This is a genomic window from Tolypothrix sp. FACHB-123 (genome assembly GCF_014697075.1).
Lineage (GTDB): Bacteria > Cyanobacteriota > Cyanobacteriia > Cyanobacteriales > Nostocaceae > Aulosira.
In genome coordinates, this window is record NZ_JACJRE010000013.1 from 43,536 (window position 1) to 62,107 (window position 18,572).

An 18,572-nucleotide genomic window follows, 5' to 3' on the forward strand; every position below is an offset into this window, starting at 1 on the left:
CTTTCCCACTCACCCCAACCTAACCATCAGAAATCTTATACTCCTCCGCCATCCCAACCACAACCTTGCGAGAACCTTGAAACGGCATCCTCCCATGAGCAGATAACATATTATCTAATAACAACACATCTCCCTCTTGCCAAGGAAAAACAATTGCTTCTTGCCAATAAATTTCTCTAATCTCGTCTAATATAGAATCTTCAATAACAGAACCATCACCATAATAAGCATTACGAGGTAAATCTTCTGTTGAAAAATCACTCAACAACTGAGCGCGAACAATAGAATCTAAACTAGAGATATGAAATAAATGCGCTTGATTAAACCAAACTATTTCTGATGTTTGGGGATGCTGGGCTACAGCTTGACAAATTTGACGAGTTCTTAAGCTAAAACCAGAAGTTTCAGTATCTCTCCACTCTAATTCAATTCCAGCTTGATGACAATATGTTTCTACATCCAGCTTATTGTTAGTATTAAAAACATCTTGCCATGATAAATCTAATCCTACACCATAATTTCGCACATACATTACCCCTTTTTGTAAAAATTTTTCCTTAATTTTGGGATTGATCCGCGCAAAAACTTTGCGACTATCAACAATAGGTGTTTCTCCCCCTTGCTCCGCTTTCTTAATGCAAAAAAATGCAATTTTTAAAGGCCAAGTACGAGAGTAAGACATTTCATTATGTAGAGGAATGAAATGATTAGCCGGATATTCCGTAGAAGTATAGATATTACCACTAACATGATTACGTGGTGTAGAACGGTAAGAATATTCCAGCAAATCCCCAGAAAGAGCTTGGATAAATTGCTGAAACTCAGCCACATCCTTGACATTAAAACCTCGAAATAGAATACCCCCATGCTCTAATATTTTGTTTTCAATCCAAGAGCGATTATTTTGAGTCCAAATAGCCAGATTTAAATTATCAAAATTTGGTTGAACAACTAGAGGAAGCGAGAATTCTGGCTGTAAATATGATGTCTGAATTAATTCTCCTGAAGATATATTTACAGACTTACGAGAAATAGAACTTAATTGTTTGATATTTGGTTTCGTCATTTAAGGATATTTCCTAATATTAATTATTTATAGAACTTACGCAATAATCCTCGAAAACCCTCTTTACTTCGTGTTCTTTGTGTTCTTCGCGGTTCGTTTTTTCATTATTTTGTGTAAGCCCTGATCTATATATTACGCACTGATCTGCGTTTAGCCATTGTTAATTTCTGCCGCTCAGTTGCTTGTAAATTATTTTTTTTGATTTGCTGCTGTTCCCGATCGATTTGGTTTAAAAGTTCGATAATTTCCTGTAATTTTATCTCTGGTTTAGCAACAACATGCTGTATAATGACTTGAAACTGCTCAATCAATCGAGAAATACTCACCTTATCAAATAGATGCGTTTTATACTCAAAATAACCCTGAAGACCTGCTGAAGTTTCCCACATAGATAAAAGTAAATCATGTCGTACTGTTCGAGTTTCAATCTCGAATGGAGTTAAGATTAAATCTGGTAGTTGCAACTGTGGCATAGGATTATTGTCCAGAACAAACCATGCTTGGTACAGTGGATGATTATTTAAACTTCTTTGTGGTTGTAGTTCTTCTACTAGCTTTTCAAAAGGTAAGTCTTGGTGAGCATATGCTTCTAATGTTACTTGACGCGATCGCGCTAATAATTCTCGGAAACTAGGATTTCCAGATAAATCAATCCGTAGCACTAAAGTATTCACAAAAAATCCAATCAGTTTCTCAATTTCCACTCGATTGCGGTTAGCAATGGGTGAACCAACTCTAATATCTAAAGTACCTGTAAAGCAGTAAAGCAAAACTTCAAAAGCAGCCAACAATGTCATGAATAAAGTCACACCTTCCTGACGACTAAGCACATATATAGCTTTGCTTAATTCTTGACTCAAAGTAAATGATTCCTCAGCACCTTGAGTAGTTTCATTCGTCGAATTTACAGACTGTCTGGGGAATTTTAACTGCGGATGAATATTACCTAATTTTTGTTTCCAATAATTTAGCTGGGTTTGTAATCTCTCTCCTTGCAACCATTGACGTTGCCAAACAGCAAAATCCGCATACTGTACAGGTAATTTTGCAAGTGGTGACGGTTTACCCTGACAAAAAGCTGAATACAGTGCTACGAATTCCTCAACTAATATCCCCATAGACCAAGCATCTGAAACAATATGGTGAATTGTTAGCAGTATGATGTATTCTTTTGGGTGCAACTGTACCAAATTCACCCTCAATAAAGGAGATTTAGTTAAGTCAAAAGTTTTTTGCGCCTCTTGTGTAGTCAAGTGACGTATTTGTTGTTCTTGTTCCCATAAAGAGCATTCATCCAAACTAATAATTGAAATAGCAAAATCTAAGCTAGAAGCAATAATCTGTATTGGTTGACCATCTACCGTTTGAAAGCTCGTTCGTAAAGCTTCATGGCGATTGATAATTTCCTGGAAACTTTGTTGTAATGCGGCTAAATTTAATCTTCCTTGCAGTCTAACAGCCGCAGATATATTATACGATGAACTATCTGGTTCTAACTGAGTTAAAAACCACAGTCTTTGCTGCGCAAATGATAGTGGTAAATTTTCTGCGCGTGGTATTGAAGAAATAAGCTGTTGATCGAAATCTAAAACTGAATTGTTATTAGATATCAAATTCAGGATATCTTGTTTGTGTCTAGCTAATTCTTCTCTAATCGCTGGTGTGAGTACATTTTTGGGAGCGCTACAACGTAAGCGATTATCTTCAACCCAAAGCTTAATATTTAAATTGCAAAGTTCAGCTAAAAATTCTGTAATAGTTTTCATAATTCTATCTCTTCTCGGTCATTGTCTAACTCCTTTTGAGACACAAATTGCAATTGCTTAATTGTCAACATATTTTCAATAGTTGGGACAATTTGAGCAACTGTTGGTGCTTCAAATAAACTACGTAAAGGTAACTCAATCTTAAAGGCTTCCCGTAACCTAGAAATAGCCTGAGTTGCTAATAAAGAATGTCCACCCAAATCAAAAAAATCATCGTAAATCCCGATATGTTCTTGCTTTAATACCTGACCCCAAATATCAGCAACTATCTCTTCTGTAGGAGTACGAGGTGCAACAAAGCCAAATTCTGATTCATTTTGAAAACTTGGTATAGGTAATGCTTGGCGATCTACTTTTCCACTAGGTGCTAAAGGTAATGCTTCTAGCAAGACAATGAAAGAAGGTATCATATGTCCTGGTAGTTTTTCTTGCAGAAAATTGCGTAACTCTGAGATGAGTTCGCTACTGTTTCTATCATCAGATTGAGGTACAACATAAGCCACCAAGCGCTTATCGTCAGGGTTTTCTTCTCTAACTACAACTACAATATTTTTAACTGCTTGGTGTTGACCCAACAATGACTCAATCTCTCCCAATTCTACGCGGAAACCACGAATTTTTACCTGATGGTCAATACGTCCGAGAAATTCTATATTTCCATCTGGAAGCCATCTTCCTAAATCTCCAGTTTTATAAATTAAATCTGGGCGATTTCCTGGTAACTTTTGAGCAATATCTGTAAACGGATTCGGAACAAAACTTAACTGAGTTTTTTCTTCGTTTTTCCAGTAACCAGCACCTACACCAATTCCCGATACACAAATTTCTCCAGGAGCGCCAATAGGTAATAATTTCATTTGCTCATCGAGAATATAGAGATTGAGGTTAGCTAGTGGTTTTCCTATGGGAATTGTGCGTTGATTTTCTGGTAAAGGTTTATCAACAATAAATTGAGTGATATCATCAGCAGCTTCGCTAGGGCCATAAGCATTCACAATCTTGATATTAGGGTATATTTCCAGCCACTGATTTACCCATTTAATCGCTACAGATTCACCCGATAACATCATCCATTGCAAATCAGGTAGTTCCCTTTCTGTATTTGGTAATTGCGAAATATATTCTAGTAATCCGCCAAATAAAGCTGGTACTAATTCCACAACAGTAATTTTTTCTGCTTTCAGGATTTTAAATAATTGTTCAGGAATAGCAACAATTTCAATATCTACAATTACAGTCTTTCCACCGATTAAAATCGGTGCTAAAAATTGCCATATAGAAATATCCGTTGATGAAGGTGCGCTTTGTAAAAAACAAAATTCTGCGGTTGATTTTAGCTCATCAAACTGGGCATAAATATGATTAATAGCACCATCATGTCTCACCATTGTTCCCTTTGGTAATCCTGTAGAACCAGAAGTATAAATCGTATAAGCTATGTCAATTCCCTTGTTGACTGGCTCTAGATTTTCTTGGGAAATATTACTAAAATTAAGTTGCTGGTAGATGATTAATTCCCGGTTATGAGACCAATTTATATTGTCAGTAATGACTTTATCTAAACAAATAATAGACTTTAATTGAGAACATTTATCTGTTAAGTCAGTCAAAATATTTAATAAAGTAGCATCAGTCAAGAGAAACTTAACTTCGCTATTAGTTAACATATATTCAATTCGATTTGCAGGATAAGTACTATCAATAGGTACGTACACTCCACCTGCTTTGTATATAGCTAGAATAGCAATCAAAAAATTTATGTCTCGGTCTTTAAATATACCGACCAAGTCGTCTTTACTCAGTCCTAGTTGACGCAATGTAATAGCCAACTGATTAGCAGCTTCATTTAGTTCTTGATAAGTTAATTTTTTTTGTTGATGAACTACAGCTATATTATGCGGGGTTTTATATACCTGCTGTTCAAATAACTGATTGATTGTTTGCTCAACTGGATATGATTGATGATTATTATTGAAATATTTTAATAGCTGATCTCTATCAAATTCTGAGAATAAAGTAATATCTGATATTTTTTCATTGATATTATTGAGCGCATTTTTCAAAAAACTACTGTAATATCTGCTAAATAGGTTGATATTCTCATCTCGAAAAAGATGGTTGCTATACTCTATATTGAGAGTAATGGATTCTTCATTAATCGAAAAAGAAAATACCAGATCGCAATCGCAATCATTGATGATATTCTTATCATGAATATTTTCTAATAAAACTACTACATTAAACAATGGACAATGATGAGAAATTGATGGGATGTTTAATAACGAAATTAACTCTTCTAAATCGCAGTTTTGATTATTGTAAGCATCGATAATTTCATCTTTAACTTGTAAAAGATAATCTTTGAAGGATATGTGAGATTTTACCTGAGTCCGCAAAGGAATAAATTTAGCTTTTACATCCTTTGTAGCAATTTCTGCATATCTAGGTATTCCCGCGATCGCATCATTTTTGCGACTATATTTATATAACAATATATTCAATGCAGATAACAGTATCCAGTAAGTTGAAAACTCAGAACCTTGACTGAGTTTGATGATTTTTTGAGATACATCATGGGATAGTTCCAAGCCCAGAGACTTGTTTCTCTTACAAGAAAATACAGGTCTGACATAATCCAGCATGAGATTAGTTTCTGGAAGTTCTCCTGATAACTTATTTAGCCAATAAATTTTTTGCGCTAATAAGTCGTTTTTATGTTCTTGTCCATCCATATTTATATGCTCCTAAAAAATACTGGTTGATTAATAAAGTCAATAAGCTTACTTACTTAATTTTGCAGACAGTCCTTAAAAGCTTGCTTGAGGATTAAACAGCCTTTTTGTAAAGTAAATATATCAATGACCAAAGGAGGTAAAATTTTAATTACCGTATTATTTCTACCTGCTGTCTCAACTATTAATCCTAGTTCAAAACAACGTGATGTTATGCTTTTAGAAAAATTTTTACCGCCGAAATTTTGAACATCAATACCCCAAATCATGCCAATTCCCCGGATGATTATGTTTTCGCTAATTGCTGCTATCTCTTGATTCAAAAATTCTTTTAAGAAAAGCTCTTTTTCTTTAACATCTAATTCCAGAGAACTACTTTCTCTATACTCTAAAGCCGCCGTAGCTCCAATAAATGCTAATTGATTACCACGAAAAGTACCGTTATGTTCGCCTGGTTCCCATATATCTAATTCTGGTTTAATTAATAGTAGTGACATTGGTAATCCATAGCCACTAATAGATTTAGATAATATGACCATATCGGGCACTATACCTGCTCTTTCAAAAGAAAAAAAAGCGCCTGTTCTACCACAACCAACTTGAATATCATCACAGATTAATAAAATATCATGCTCGTCACACAATTTTCTCAATCTTTGCATCCATTCAATGGGAGCAACAATAACTCCCCCTTCAGCTTGCACTGTTTCAAAGATAATTGCGGCTGGTTTTTCTATGCCCGAATTGACATCATTTAAAACTGAGTCTATATATTTTATAGTGTCAAAACTCTCCATAAATCCGTAGGGGTAAGGCATAAAGGTGACATTATTTAAGGTGCCAATTGTACCTGCCTTAATTCCCTTATTAGCAGTAATTGCTAAACTACCTAAAGTCATGCCATGATAAGCTCCCATAAAGGAGAATATACCTGGATTATTTTTGACTTTTCTTGCTAATTTTAAAGCTGCTTCTACCGCATTAGTTCCAGTTGGGCCGCAGAACTGAATGCGATAATCTAGCTGTTTTGCAGTTAATACTGTCTCATTAAATTTTGATAAGAATTTTTCTTTAGCAGAAGTATACATATCTAAACCATGTGATATTCCATCTGCATTTAAATAAGATATGATTTGATTTTTGATATAGTCATGATTGTGTCCGTAGTTTAAAGCACCCGCACCTGCAAAAAAATCTATATATTCTTGACCTGATTCGTCATAAACAATGGAACCCTTAGCCCGATGAAATATTGTCGGAAAATTGCGACAATAACTTCTGACGTTTGATTCACACTTTTCAAAAATATTCATAGTTTTGGCTACTGTGATGAAAATAATACAATTGACTTAAACACAATCGAAATTTAATGACATTTGGTTTTTGAGCATGACTAATTCAGGATGGAGTTTTTGCTCTGTTAAAGACAATAATTCCTGAATAGTTAAATTCAAATTATTCGCCATATTTTCGAGTAATATTTTCAGATGCTCCAGGATATTTACAATAGTTGCTGCTGCAAAAAGCTGGAAGTCATAATTAATGCCAATTGTCAGTTCTGAACCAGGATATCCAACTATCGTTAAAGGATAATTAGTTTTGTAAAAAGAATTATGTTCAGAAATATTTAAACTTCCCCATTCTTCCAAAAATCTGCCTGTTTTTTGGTTTTCAAACACGACAAAGCTAGCAAATAATGGCAGATTTCCTCTTACTTGACTACATTTTTGAACATCTACCAAGGGGTAGTATTCATATTCCCGAATTTCTACTAATTGAGTTTGTAATTCTTGTAGCCAAGGTAATAAATCATCATCCATATTTACCTTGAGGTGTACTGGTAAGGTATTCACCATTTCCCCTACCATTAACTCTGCTCCTGGTAAATCTACTGGGCGACCGGAAAAAGTACAGCCATAGATAACATTATTTTTGCCACTATAGTGACATAGAAGTATCGCCCAAGCTCCTTGAACAAGGGTGTTAATAGTTAGGTGATGTTGTCTTGCTAATGTTTCTAAATTTTTTGTAGTTGCTGCCGATAAGCTAATTTGTATATCCTCGTAGCGTTCTTCTAAATTAGATAAGTTCTGGGAATAAAGATTAGCTAAAGAAGTAGGCTCTTTGACTCCTTTCAGTTGCTGTCGCCAAAATTCTGCTGCTTGAGATAAATCCTGTTGTTGTAACCAGTTAATGTAGTCCCCAAAGCAACTACCGGACATTAAAGGCGCATCTTGATTTTGGGAATACGCTTCATAAATTTGAATAACATCATTTAATAGGAAGGGAATAGACCAGCCATCAAGAATAATCAAATGCCAAACGCAGACAAGGTAGTAAACATTGTCTTCTACTTGAAACAAAGCTAGGCGGATTAGAGGCGCTTGGGAAAAATCAAAACCCCGCAGGCGATCGCTCTTGAGAAAGGACTTTAATTTTGCTTGCTGTGCATCTGGCGCAATTCCCCGCCAATCTTGATATTCTATAGAGACTTCGATTTGGTCATGTACAACTTGTAATGGTTTTTCTAATTCTTCCCAATAGAAACTAGTACGTAATACTGTATGTAAGGCTGATAATTGTTGCCAAGCACGCTCAAAAGCAGAAAGATTGAGATTACCTTTAAAAGTGTAGATGTCCTGCATGTGGTAAAGTCCCAGTTCAGGGGCGTGCAGAGCATGGAACAAAATACCATGCTGTATGGGAGAAAGTGGGTAGATATCTTGAATGTCTTCTCTCATATTTTTTGATTTTTACTTGTTCGTTTGACTTTTGCTAAAAATCGGTCAAGTTCTGTTTGATTCAAGTTGGCTTTGGAGAAGTGAGCAGATGTATCATTTTTCGTAATTTTTGGTTCTGCTGAAATTACATTTTGACTAACAGCTACACTTGCCAAATTTGCCACTGTTTGATGTTGAAATAATTGTTTAACAGTCAGTTTTATCCCAGCTTGATTAGCTTTAGTGATGACGACAATCGCCACAATAGAATCCCCACCTAATTCAAAAAAGTTATCGAAAATCCCTACTCGCTCCACACCCAAAACTTCTGTAAAAATTTCAGTCAGTTTGGTTTCTACAAAATTACGAGGTTTTACGACTTCTTGATTGACTCCAAGTTTTGCTATATCCGGTGTAGGTAGGGCTTTGCGGTCAACTTTACCATTAGGAGTAAGTGGTAATGCTTCTAATATGACAAAAGCTGCTGGTATCATGTAGTTTGGCAACTTTGTCTCTAAGAAATTGCGTAGTTCAGAAATCGTTGGTGTTAGCTCTTTTGTGGGGACAATATAAGCTACTAGACGTTGAGACGCTGAATCTTCTCTTACCGTCACAACAGTTTCTCGCACTCCTGAATATTGGCTAATAACTGCCTCAATTTCTCCTAATTCAATGCGGAAACCACGAATTTTTACTTGGTGATCAATTCGACCAAGATATTCAATTTCTCTATTGGGTAAATACCGCGCTAAGTCGCCAGTTTTATATAAACGTGCTGATGCTCGATCGCTAAAAGGATGAGAGATAAATTTCTCTGCTGTTAAATCTGGACGATTGAAGTAACCTCTAGCTAGTCCTGCGCCACCAATACATAATTCCCCTGGTACACCGTCAGGAACTAACTGATTATATTGGTCAAGGATGTAAAGTTGTGTGTTAGCAATTGGGGAACTAATGGGTACAGTTTTATTAACAGTTTTTATTTGACTAGCGGCTGACCAAATTGTGGTTTCTGTCGGGCCATACATATTCCATAAAGAACTACATCTTTGTAATAATTGACTCGCTAAAGGTGCAGATAAAGCTTCTCCACCACAGAGAATTTTTAATTGAAGATTTTCATCCCAACCTGAAGCTAAAAGTAACTTCCATGTAGCTGGTGTAGCTTGCATGACTGTTGCTTTTGATGCTTTGATTTTTGCTAACAATTGGATGCCATCAGCGATAACTTCTTGACTAGCTACTATTAAACAAGCACCAACTATGAGAGGTAGAAAAATCTCTAAGGCGGCAATATCAAAAGAATATGTTGTAACTGCTAGTAATTTATCTTGAGATGTTAATCCTGGGGCTTGTTTCATGGAGTACAAAAAGTTACTCAGAGCCATGTGAGGAATTTGTACACCTTTTGGTTTGCCTGTAGAACCAGAAGTATAAATAATATAAGCTAAGTTCTCAGTTGTGAGTTCAGAAGATAAATTATTTTGGCTGTGTTGGGCTATGATATGCCAATCACTATCTAGACAAACTATTTGCGCTTGATGCTGTGGTAATAACTCCAGTAATGAGGCTTGAGTTAATAATACTGAAGCTTGGGTATCTTCTAATATATATTCTAATCTTTGTTGGGGATAATTAGGGTCAAGGGGTATATAAGCACCACCAGCTTTGAGAATTGCTAATAACCCAATTACCATTTCTAAAGAACGCTCGATACATATCCCAACTAATACTTCTGGTTTGACTCCCAGAGAACGTAAATAATGAGCGAGTTGATTTGCTTTGGCGTTGAGTTCTTGATAGGTTAATTGTTGATTTTCATAGATAACTGCAACGGCGTCTGGTGTTTTTTCTACTTGTTGTGCAAATAATTCATGGATAAATTTATCAACAGGATAGGTAATTTCTCTGTTGTGCGACTGTTGTAATAGTTGATGCTGTTCAGATGATGTTAATAATGGTAGCTGAGATAAACGCTGTTGTGGATTGGCGATAATTCCTTCCAGTAAAGTTTGGAAATGCCCCGCCATTCGCTTGATTGTGCTTTCTTGAAATAAATCGCTATTGTATTCAAAATGAGCAACTAAACCCTCGATAGTTTCTGTCATATCTAGGGTTAAATCAAATTTGGCAGTACCACTGTCAACAGGTAAATAACTTAAATTTAAGCCAGGTAATTCTAAAGCTGACATCGATGCATTTTGCAGCACAAACATCACTTGAAATATGGGTGTATGGCTTAAATTGCGTTGGGGTTGCAGTTCTTCTACTAACAACTCAAAAGGTAAATCTTGGTGAGCATAAGCACCTAAAGCAACTTCTCGCACCCGTTTTAGTAGTTCAATAAAACTGGGATTTCCAGCTAAGTTAGTTCGCAGTACAAGGGTATTGATAAATAGTCCAATCAGCCCTTCTAACTCGATGCGATCGCGGTTAGCAATTGGCGAACCGATCGCCAGATCTTCGCTACCTGTATAACGGTATAGTAAGGTTTGGAATGCTGCTAGCAATGTCATAAACAAGGTAGTTCCCTGTTGCTGACTCAACTGATTTAAGCCTACAGATAGCTGCTGGGGTAACTTAAAACTGTATGTAGCACCTTGAAAGCTTTGAACGGCGGGACGAGGAAAATCTGTTGGTAACTCTAATAATTCTGGTACACCCTCTAACTGCTGTCGCCAGTAAGATATCTGCGATTCTAGTCTTTCTCCTTGTAACCATTGTCGCTGCCAAGCTGCAAAATCGACATATTGAATTGGTAACTCAACTAATGGTGCGGGTTGTTCTTCACAAAAAGCTTGATAAAGGGTAGCAAATTCACGCACTAAAATATCTGTTGACCAAGCATCAGAGGCAATATGATGCATTGTCAAAAGTAATACGTGTTCCTCTTCGCTCAGGCGCAGTAATTTGACGCGCAGTAAAAAACCATCGTTTAAATCAAAGGGTTTTTGTGCTTCTTCTTTTGCTTGTTGTTGAATTTGTAATTCCTGTTGATTTGTAGGCAAATTACTAATATCTAATATCGGCAATTGTACTGCTGCTGGTGGTAATATCACCGCCACAGGTTGCCCTTCTATTGTATGGAAATTAGTTCGTAAAGCTTCGTGACGGCGTAAAATCTCATTGAAACTTTGTTGTAAGGCTTCTATATTTAGTTGTCCCTGTAAACGCACAGCACCGGGCATATTATAAGCAGAACTGTGCATTTCTAACTGAGCCAAAAACCAGAAACGCTGTTGAGCAAATGACAAAGGTAAATGTGGCGATGGGCAAAGCCCCGTCTCTGACGAACGCTCAATTCGCTCAATCTTTGTTGCTTCAACTTCTAAATTGGCTTTGGTAGCTTTTTCAATATCTTTAGCTAATCCAGCTATTGTGGGTTTTTCAAAGATGCGACGTAAAGGCAATTCTATTTGAAAGACTTGTCTTATTTGAGAAACCAGACGAGTTGCTAGTAAGGAGTGTCCTCCCAAATTGAAGAAATTATGATGAATACCTATATTGTCAATTCCTAATACATCTGTCCAGATATTTACTAGCATTTCTTCAATTGCTGTTGAAGGAGCGATAAAATCTGATTCAAATAATAGTTGTGTTGCTTCTGGTGCTGGTAATGCCCGCCGATCTAACTTACCATTAGGGGTTATTGGCAATGTTTCTAGTGCTACAAAAGCAGCAGGTATCATGTATTCAGGAAGCTTTTGCTCTAGAAATTCCCGTAAGTCTAAAGCTAATTGACACTGGGCATTCTGGACAAAATATGCAACCAAACGTTGATCGCCAGGAATATCTTCTCTAGGAATTACGACAGCTTCACCCACATTTGGATGCTGCTTGATGACTGCTTCAATTTCTCCTAATTCGATGCGGAAGCCCCGCAGTTTAATTTGATAATCTAGTCTGCCTAAAAATGCAATATTACCATCTGCTAAATATTTGGCTTTGTCGCCAGTTTTATATAATCTTTTTTCCCCATTCCAGAGGATAAATTTCTCTTTTGTTAAATCTGGTCGATTGAGATAACCTTGGGCTAATCCCTCCCCACCAATATAAATTTCTCCTGAAATACCCACAGGAACTGGTTGAAGATAGGGGTCTAATATATAAATTTCTGTGTTCGCCAACGGACGACCAATTGGTACTAATTCATTCGCAAATAAATTAATTTCTGTATATTCAAAATATGTACTATCAATAGTTGCTTCTGTTACACCATAGGAATTAATTAAGCGTGTTTGCTCGCCACAAAAACGTTGAAATCCTTGATATTCTTTGACATATAAAGCATCTGAACCAACTACTAGCAAGCGCATAAAGTGAAGATTTTGCTCAGTTATTTCGAGATATTGAACTAAGTTCTTCAACACCACGGGAACAAATTCAGCACTATCAACTTTTTCTGCGAGCATGAGTTGATATAACTGTTGTGCTTCTAACAGCAATTCACGGGGACACAAGACTAACTTAGCACCACTACACAGAGCGCGAATTAAATCCCCTGAAAAGACATCAAATGCAAAACTCGCCATTTGCAGGTGACTTGTTAGCGAATCAAGTTGATAGGCTTTAGTCCAAGCAGTAAATTTATTTACCAAACTGCGATGCGCGATCGCTACTCCTTTAGACTTGCCTGTAGAACCTGATGTATAAATTACATAAGCTAAATCATCTGGGGTGCTATGAGTAACTGGATTTATCTGGCTGTGTTGAGATATGATTTCCCAGTCAGTATCTAAACAAACAAAGGGTAGATTTTCAATTGGTAAGCTAGATACTAGTTTTTGTTGAGTTAGCAATACCGAAACTTGTGAATCACTCAACATGAAACTCAAGCGTTCTTGGGGATAAGCAGGATCTAAAGGTACATAAGCTCTACCAGCTTTGAGAACTGCCAATAATGCGACAATCATCTCTATAGAGCGCTCAACGCAAATCCCAACTAGTACATTTTTATTTACTCCTAAGGAATGTAAATAATGTGCTAGTTGATTAGCTTTATTGTTTAATTCTTCATAGGTTATTCGCTGTTGTTGAAATACTACTGCTACTGCATTTGGAGTTTTGTTGACACACTTTTCAAATAACTGATGAATACACTTATCTTGGGGATATTCAACTTGATTATTGTTCCAATTATACAGCAAATCATTTTCTGCGGCTGTTGTCAGCAGAGGTAAAGACGCTATTTTCTGCTCTGGATTAGCAATAATTCCTGCTAGTAAAGTTTGAAAATGTTCTGCTATACGAGTAATAGTATCTGCATTAAATAAATCACTGCTATATTCCCATGTTCCTATCAGTTCCTCTTCTTGTTCTACCATATCTAGGCTTAAGTCAAACTGAGTCGTTTCACTTTCTGCCTCTGATATAGTTAAAGTTAGTTCCCCTATTTGCAAAGATGGCATGAGGTTGTTATTCAGGGAAAACCAAATTTGAAAAAGCGGGTTATGGCTGAGGTTGCGTTCTGGCTGAATTTCTTCTACTAACTGTTCAAAAGGTAAATCTTGGTGAGTATAAGCGTCTAATGTTGTTTCTTTAACTCGTGTCAGTAAATCTAGAAAACGAGGATTACCACTGACATCAGTTCGCAACACTAAAGTATTGACAAAAAATCCAATTAACTTTTCAATTTGCGGCAGATTGCGATTAGCGATCGCAGTTCCAATAATAATATCATTTTCTTGACTGTACCGATACAGCAGGATTTTGAAAGCAGTCAGCAATGTCATAAATAAAGTAGTACCTGTTTGCTGACTGAGTGCTTTTAATGCAGTGGTTAAAGATTTAGATACGCTGAACGAATGACTTTTTCCTTTGTAAGACTGAACCGCAGGGCGAGGATAATCTGTTGGGAGTTGTAATACTGGTAAAGAGCTACCTAATTTTTGCTTCCAGTAATTTTTTTGGGCTGTTAGTGCTTCTCCTTGTAAGTACTCTTGTTGCCAAATCGCAAAGTCTCCATACTGAATTGGCAGTTCAGGTAATGGTGAGCTTTTACCTTCACAAAAAGCTTGATATATTGTTGCTAATTCATGTATTAATACACCTATTGACCAACCATCAGAAACAATATGGTGCATCGTAAATAATAATATATGTTCTGCTGAATTTAATAGCAGTAACTTGGCTCTTAATAACAGGTCATTGTTAAGTTCAAAGGGTTGCTGTGCTTCTTGATGTGCTAGTTTATTTACTTCTACTATTTGTTGATTTATAGGCAGTTCACTAATATCAAACACAGGCAAGTATAAGATTTTTGACTGATAAATAAACGCAAGAGGTTTACCTTCTATAGTTTGAAAATTACAGCGCAAAACTTCATGACGGTTGAGAATTTCTTGTAAACTATCTTGCAGAGCCTGAAAATTTAATTTTCCTTGTAGACGAACTACAGCAGGCATATTATAGAATGGGTTATTTGGCTCTAACTGTGCCAAAAACCATAACCTTTGTTGCGCAAATGATAAGGGAACAGGATTCTGCTGAGAACGACGGGGAATAAATTTTTGTTGCTTATCTGTTTTGAGTTCACCCCGCAAGCGTTTTTCTAAAAGTGCTTGTTTTGCAGGTGATAGTTGAGAACGTCTGTTAGAAATTTCATTTTTTTTGTTATTCATAGTCATATTTGAATATTTTTTAAATATATGTACCTATTCCCGTCTCTCAAAAATTAACTTGCCTGAAATTTGATATATGCAGGTACAGGCTGAATGCGCGTTAAATCATTTTTTAGAACTATCAAGTCATCATTTTTGGCAATTTCTTTAAAACCAGCAAATTTATAAGATATATACATCATGCGATTGCGATTATTGGATACAAATTCTGATAATAGGCGGACGTTGTTGGTTTTAGCTAAACTCATCACATAATTCAACATAACTGTTCCCACTCCTCTTGACATCACACGACAAGACATCAATAAAAGCTTGATTTTCCAAACATCTGCTTGACATTCAATTAACACTAAACCGATTTTTCCATAACTGCCATACTTATCTTCTAAACTAGCAATTAGCAATTTATGATTTTCGGAAGTGCGAAAATTATTGAGTTCATCATATGAATATGTATAACCAGTTGTATTTAATTGGTTAGTGCGTAAGGTTAATTCTTCTGCGCGTTGCAAATCTTCTTCTTGTGCCAAGGATATAGTGAAGTTCATATTGAGTGTAGCCAAGAATTCTTCTGCTGTACCCACAAAATCTTTCTCAGCATTTTGACGCTCAATATCACTAAGATACATGAATCTTCTCAGGCGAGAATCTTCCGTCAAAAACCGAGGATTCATGACAGGCATATCTAGAATCTTACCGATTTCATCAGCATTTATACAAAGAATTTCCGGGACAGAAAACTTTACTTCTTCTAGCTCAAATAATTGGTCATCTACAAAAGCGATCGCATCTAGTCCAATATTTAGTAACTTAGCAATTTCTTTCAAAGAAGATGCTTTAGAATTCCAATTAATTTGGGGGTATAAAAAATATTCTTTTAAACCATATTCTTCTAATTTAGCTATTGCTGTTGCATAATCATTTTTGCTAGTAATAGATTGCAAGATACCGCGATTATCTAAAGTATGAATGATATTTACTATATTTTCTCTTAGAATAACTTGCTCATCTTCTAATAAAATTCCATCCCAGAAAGTATTATCTAAATCCCAAACGAGGCATTTAATAACTTTCTTATCTTCTTGTTGACTATTAATGTTTTGTTCTTGAATGCCAACCATAGCTAATCTCGCAATTATTTACTTATCTCAACAGTTAATGTAATGCTTTATATTTGATTGCCATAGATTAAACTTTGTCTGTTAATTTACTTTGCCAAGCAGTAGCAACGCTGGAAATAAAATAATCTTGATATCCTGATTCAGCAATCGTAATTTCTTGAATTTGCGTGCTACCTTCAATAATTTCCATAATTTTGGAATCTCGTAAATATCGTTCTACAGGATATTCGCTACTGCAACCATTTCCACCATGAATTTGTACAGCATCATTGGCAATTTTAGTTGCTGCTGTAGATGCAAAATACTTGGCAATAGAAGTTTCTATAATCGAGTTAGGATGGTTGATATCTTTGAGATAACCCGCTTGATAGCATAACAATCTTGCTGCTTTGATATTAGCTATCATCTGAGTAATCTTTTGGCGGATTAATTGATGTTCTTTGAGGTACACATCAAATTGTTTGCGATCGCTAGTATATTTGATGCAAGCTTCTAAACAAGCTTGAGCAATACCTACACAACCACAGGCGACACTATATCTGCCATAATCAAGTGTAGAAGCAGCAATGTAAGCAAAGCCAAAACCCAATTTACCGACTAAATTTTCTTCAGCAACCTCACAGTTATTAAACTGTAATTCTGCTACCATTGATGCTCTAGTACCTAAAATACCAGACATTTGTTTTACCAAAAGACCTGGATTATTTTTTTTCACTAAAAAAGCAGTCGGTTTACCTTCGCATTTAGCAAATACCAAAAATAAATCTGCTATTTGTCCATAAGTAATCCATTTTTTTCGCCCATTTAAAATATAAGCATTACCTGTAAATGTTGCTGTGGTTTCTACACTTTTAGCATCGCTACCTACATTCGGTTCGCTTAATGCAAAAGCACCTATAATTTCTCCCAATGCTAATTTGGGAAGCCAATAATCTTTTTGAAATTTACTTCCCCATTTGCATATAGCTTGGGAAACCATGTTATGAACTGTCAGCAAACTCCGCACAGAAGAACATCCCCGGCCAATTTCTTCGTTGAGAATACCGTAACTAATCATGTCCATTCCTTCGCCGCCATATTCTTGTGGTAATACAGCACCAAGAAAACCACGTTGAGCAATTTTTTTGATTAGTTCAGGGGGAGTAAATTCTTTTTTATCCCATTCACCAGCATGAGGAAATATTTCCTCATCGACAAAGGCTCTAATCTCAGCTTGATAATTTTTTTGTTGCGGAGTTAGTTCTAGTTTCATAATCCTATTTGTGCTATAAATTATTGCACAGATAAAGCAGTTTTACGCTCAACTAAATTGCTGATAGAATTGATGGTGCGGAAATTATCAAATTCCAAGTCTTCGTTTTCAATAGTGATTTGAAATTCTTGTTCTATAAATAAAACAAGTTGCATAGCAAACATAGAATTAACAAAGCCTAAAGAAAAAATGTCTTCGTCAGATTGTAAATCATGATTGCCAAAAAATCTAGAAAGAAATGCTTTAATTTGGGTTTGAATTTTCTGCATTGTGCTGCAAATTCCTATTTATTGGTATACATAAAAACCTTGTCCATTTTTTCTACCATATAGTCCCGCATCTACCATTTTTTTGAGTAGAGGGCATGGTCGATATTTACTATCGTTAAAGTTTTCGTACAAAACTTCAATAGAAAATAAAATCGTATCTAAACCAATTAAATCTGCCGTTTCTAAAGGCCCCATTTTATGACCAAAACAGCCTTTAAAGATTTTATCTACATCTTCTGCTGTTGCAACTTGGTCGTGCAATAAGAAAACAGCTTCGTTAATAGTTAACATTAACACGCGGTTAGAAACAAAACCGGGTGAATCATTAACAATTACGCACTCTTTACCCATCTGAGCTAGCATGTTTTTAGCTGTCTCAATTGTGTTTTCTGAAGTATGGTAGCCACGAATCATCTCTACCATTGGCTTCATTGGTACAGGGTTCATAAAGTGAATTCCCAGCACTTTATCGGCACGTTTAGTAGCCGAAGCAATGCGAGTAATAGGAATTGCGGATGTGTTAGCAGCAAATATACAATCTGCTGGGCAGATGGCATCAATTAAAGAATATACTTGTTTTTTATTATCCCATTTTTCGGTGACATTTTCTATAAGAAATTCAGCTTTTTCTAAAAGTTTATAGTTTGTCGAAAATTCTATTTTCTCGATGACTTCTTCTAGATTAGTTGTTTTGTCTTTTTTCTGAAACAAACACTGGAAGCGAATATTATTTTTAATTTCTTGTTTAGCTTTATCGAGAATTTGTTCTTTAATATCTACCAAAATTACATCATGGTTGGTTTGAGCAAGATTTTGGGCAACTCCTATCCCCATCACACCTGCACCAACAACACCAACAGTTTGAATTTTCATAGTTGTTATCCTGAATGAATTAAGGTTTTTTAACTTATTAGAGAATGCGGTGCGTTACAGGGGAAACGCACTCTACATATAGCCATTCCCAGTTAAGTGAGGTACAGATTTAATGTTTTTCAAAGCAGAGGGGTGCAGGGGAAAGCGCAGAGT

At 35.9% G+C, this 18,572-nt stretch carries 10 protein-coding genes; all 10 read right to left on the reverse strand.

What is annotated here, in order from left to right; all coding sequences use genetic code 11:
• Positions 1-19 precede the first annotated feature (19 nt).
• Positions 20-1,066: a TauD/TfdA family dioxygenase gene (locus tag H6G41_RS11400; RefSeq protein WP_190746309.1), complete on the reverse strand. Its 1,047-nt coding sequence runs from the start codon at positions 1,064-1,066 to the stop codon at positions 20-22.
• Positions 1,067-1,191: 125 nt separating this feature from the next.
• A complete protein-coding gene (locus H6G41_RS11405) occupies positions 1,192-2,832 on the reverse strand; it encodes a condensation domain-containing protein (RefSeq protein ID WP_199316129.1) in 1,641 nt (546 codons plus the stop codon).
• Positions 2,829-5,564 carry an amino acid adenylation domain-containing protein gene (locus tag H6G41_RS11410; protein ID WP_190746310.1) on the reverse strand — a complete coding sequence of 912 codons (2,736 nt, stop codon included), beginning with the start codon at positions 5,562-5,564 and terminating at the stop codon, positions 2,829-2,831. Before H6G41_RS11410 ends, H6G41_RS11405 begins: the two co-directional genes overlap by 4 nt.
• A gap of 56 nt (positions 5,565-5,620) precedes the next feature.
• Positions 5,621-6,877, reverse strand: coding sequence for a diaminobutyrate--2-oxoglutarate transaminase (ectB, locus tag H6G41_RS11415; RefSeq protein ID WP_190746311.1), 1,257 nt, complete (start codon positions 6,875-6,877; stop codon positions 5,621-5,623).
• Positions 6,878-6,913: 36 nt separating this feature from the next.
• On the reverse strand, positions 6,914-8,305 hold the full coding sequence (locus tag H6G41_RS11420; protein ID WP_190746312.1) for a condensation domain-containing protein: 1,392 nt from the start codon (positions 8,303-8,305) through the stop codon (positions 6,914-6,916).
• Positions 8,302-14,904, reverse strand: coding sequence for a non-ribosomal peptide synthetase (locus H6G41_RS11425; RefSeq protein WP_190746313.1), 6,603 nt, complete (start codon positions 14,902-14,904; stop codon positions 8,302-8,304). Before H6G41_RS11425 ends, H6G41_RS11420 begins: the two co-directional genes overlap by 4 nt.
• 53 nt (positions 14,905-14,957) lie before the next feature.
• The gene (locus H6G41_RS11430) at positions 14,958-16,025 is read right to left on the reverse strand and encodes an HAD family hydrolase (protein WP_190746314.1); all 1,068 of its coding nucleotides are present in this window, start codon (positions 16,023-16,025) and stop codon (positions 14,958-14,960) included.
• 67 nt (positions 16,026-16,092) lie between these two features.
• The gene (locus H6G41_RS11435) at positions 16,093-17,277 is read right to left on the reverse strand and encodes an acyl-CoA dehydrogenase family protein (protein ID WP_190746315.1); all 1,185 of its coding nucleotides are present in this window, start codon (positions 17,275-17,277) and stop codon (positions 16,093-16,095) included.
• Between the two features lie 20 nt (positions 17,278-17,297).
• Complete coding sequence (locus H6G41_RS11440) at positions 17,298-17,546, reverse strand: acyl carrier protein (RefSeq protein WP_190746316.1); 249 nt, start codon at positions 17,544-17,546, stop codon at positions 17,298-17,300.
• A gap of 18 nt (positions 17,547-17,564) precedes the next feature.
• The gene (locus H6G41_RS11445; protein ID WP_190746317.1) at positions 17,565-18,419 is read right to left on the reverse strand and encodes a 3-hydroxyacyl-CoA dehydrogenase family protein; all 855 of its coding nucleotides are present in this window, start codon (positions 18,417-18,419) and stop codon (positions 17,565-17,567) included.
• Between the last annotated feature and the right edge of the window lie 153 nt (positions 18,420-18,572).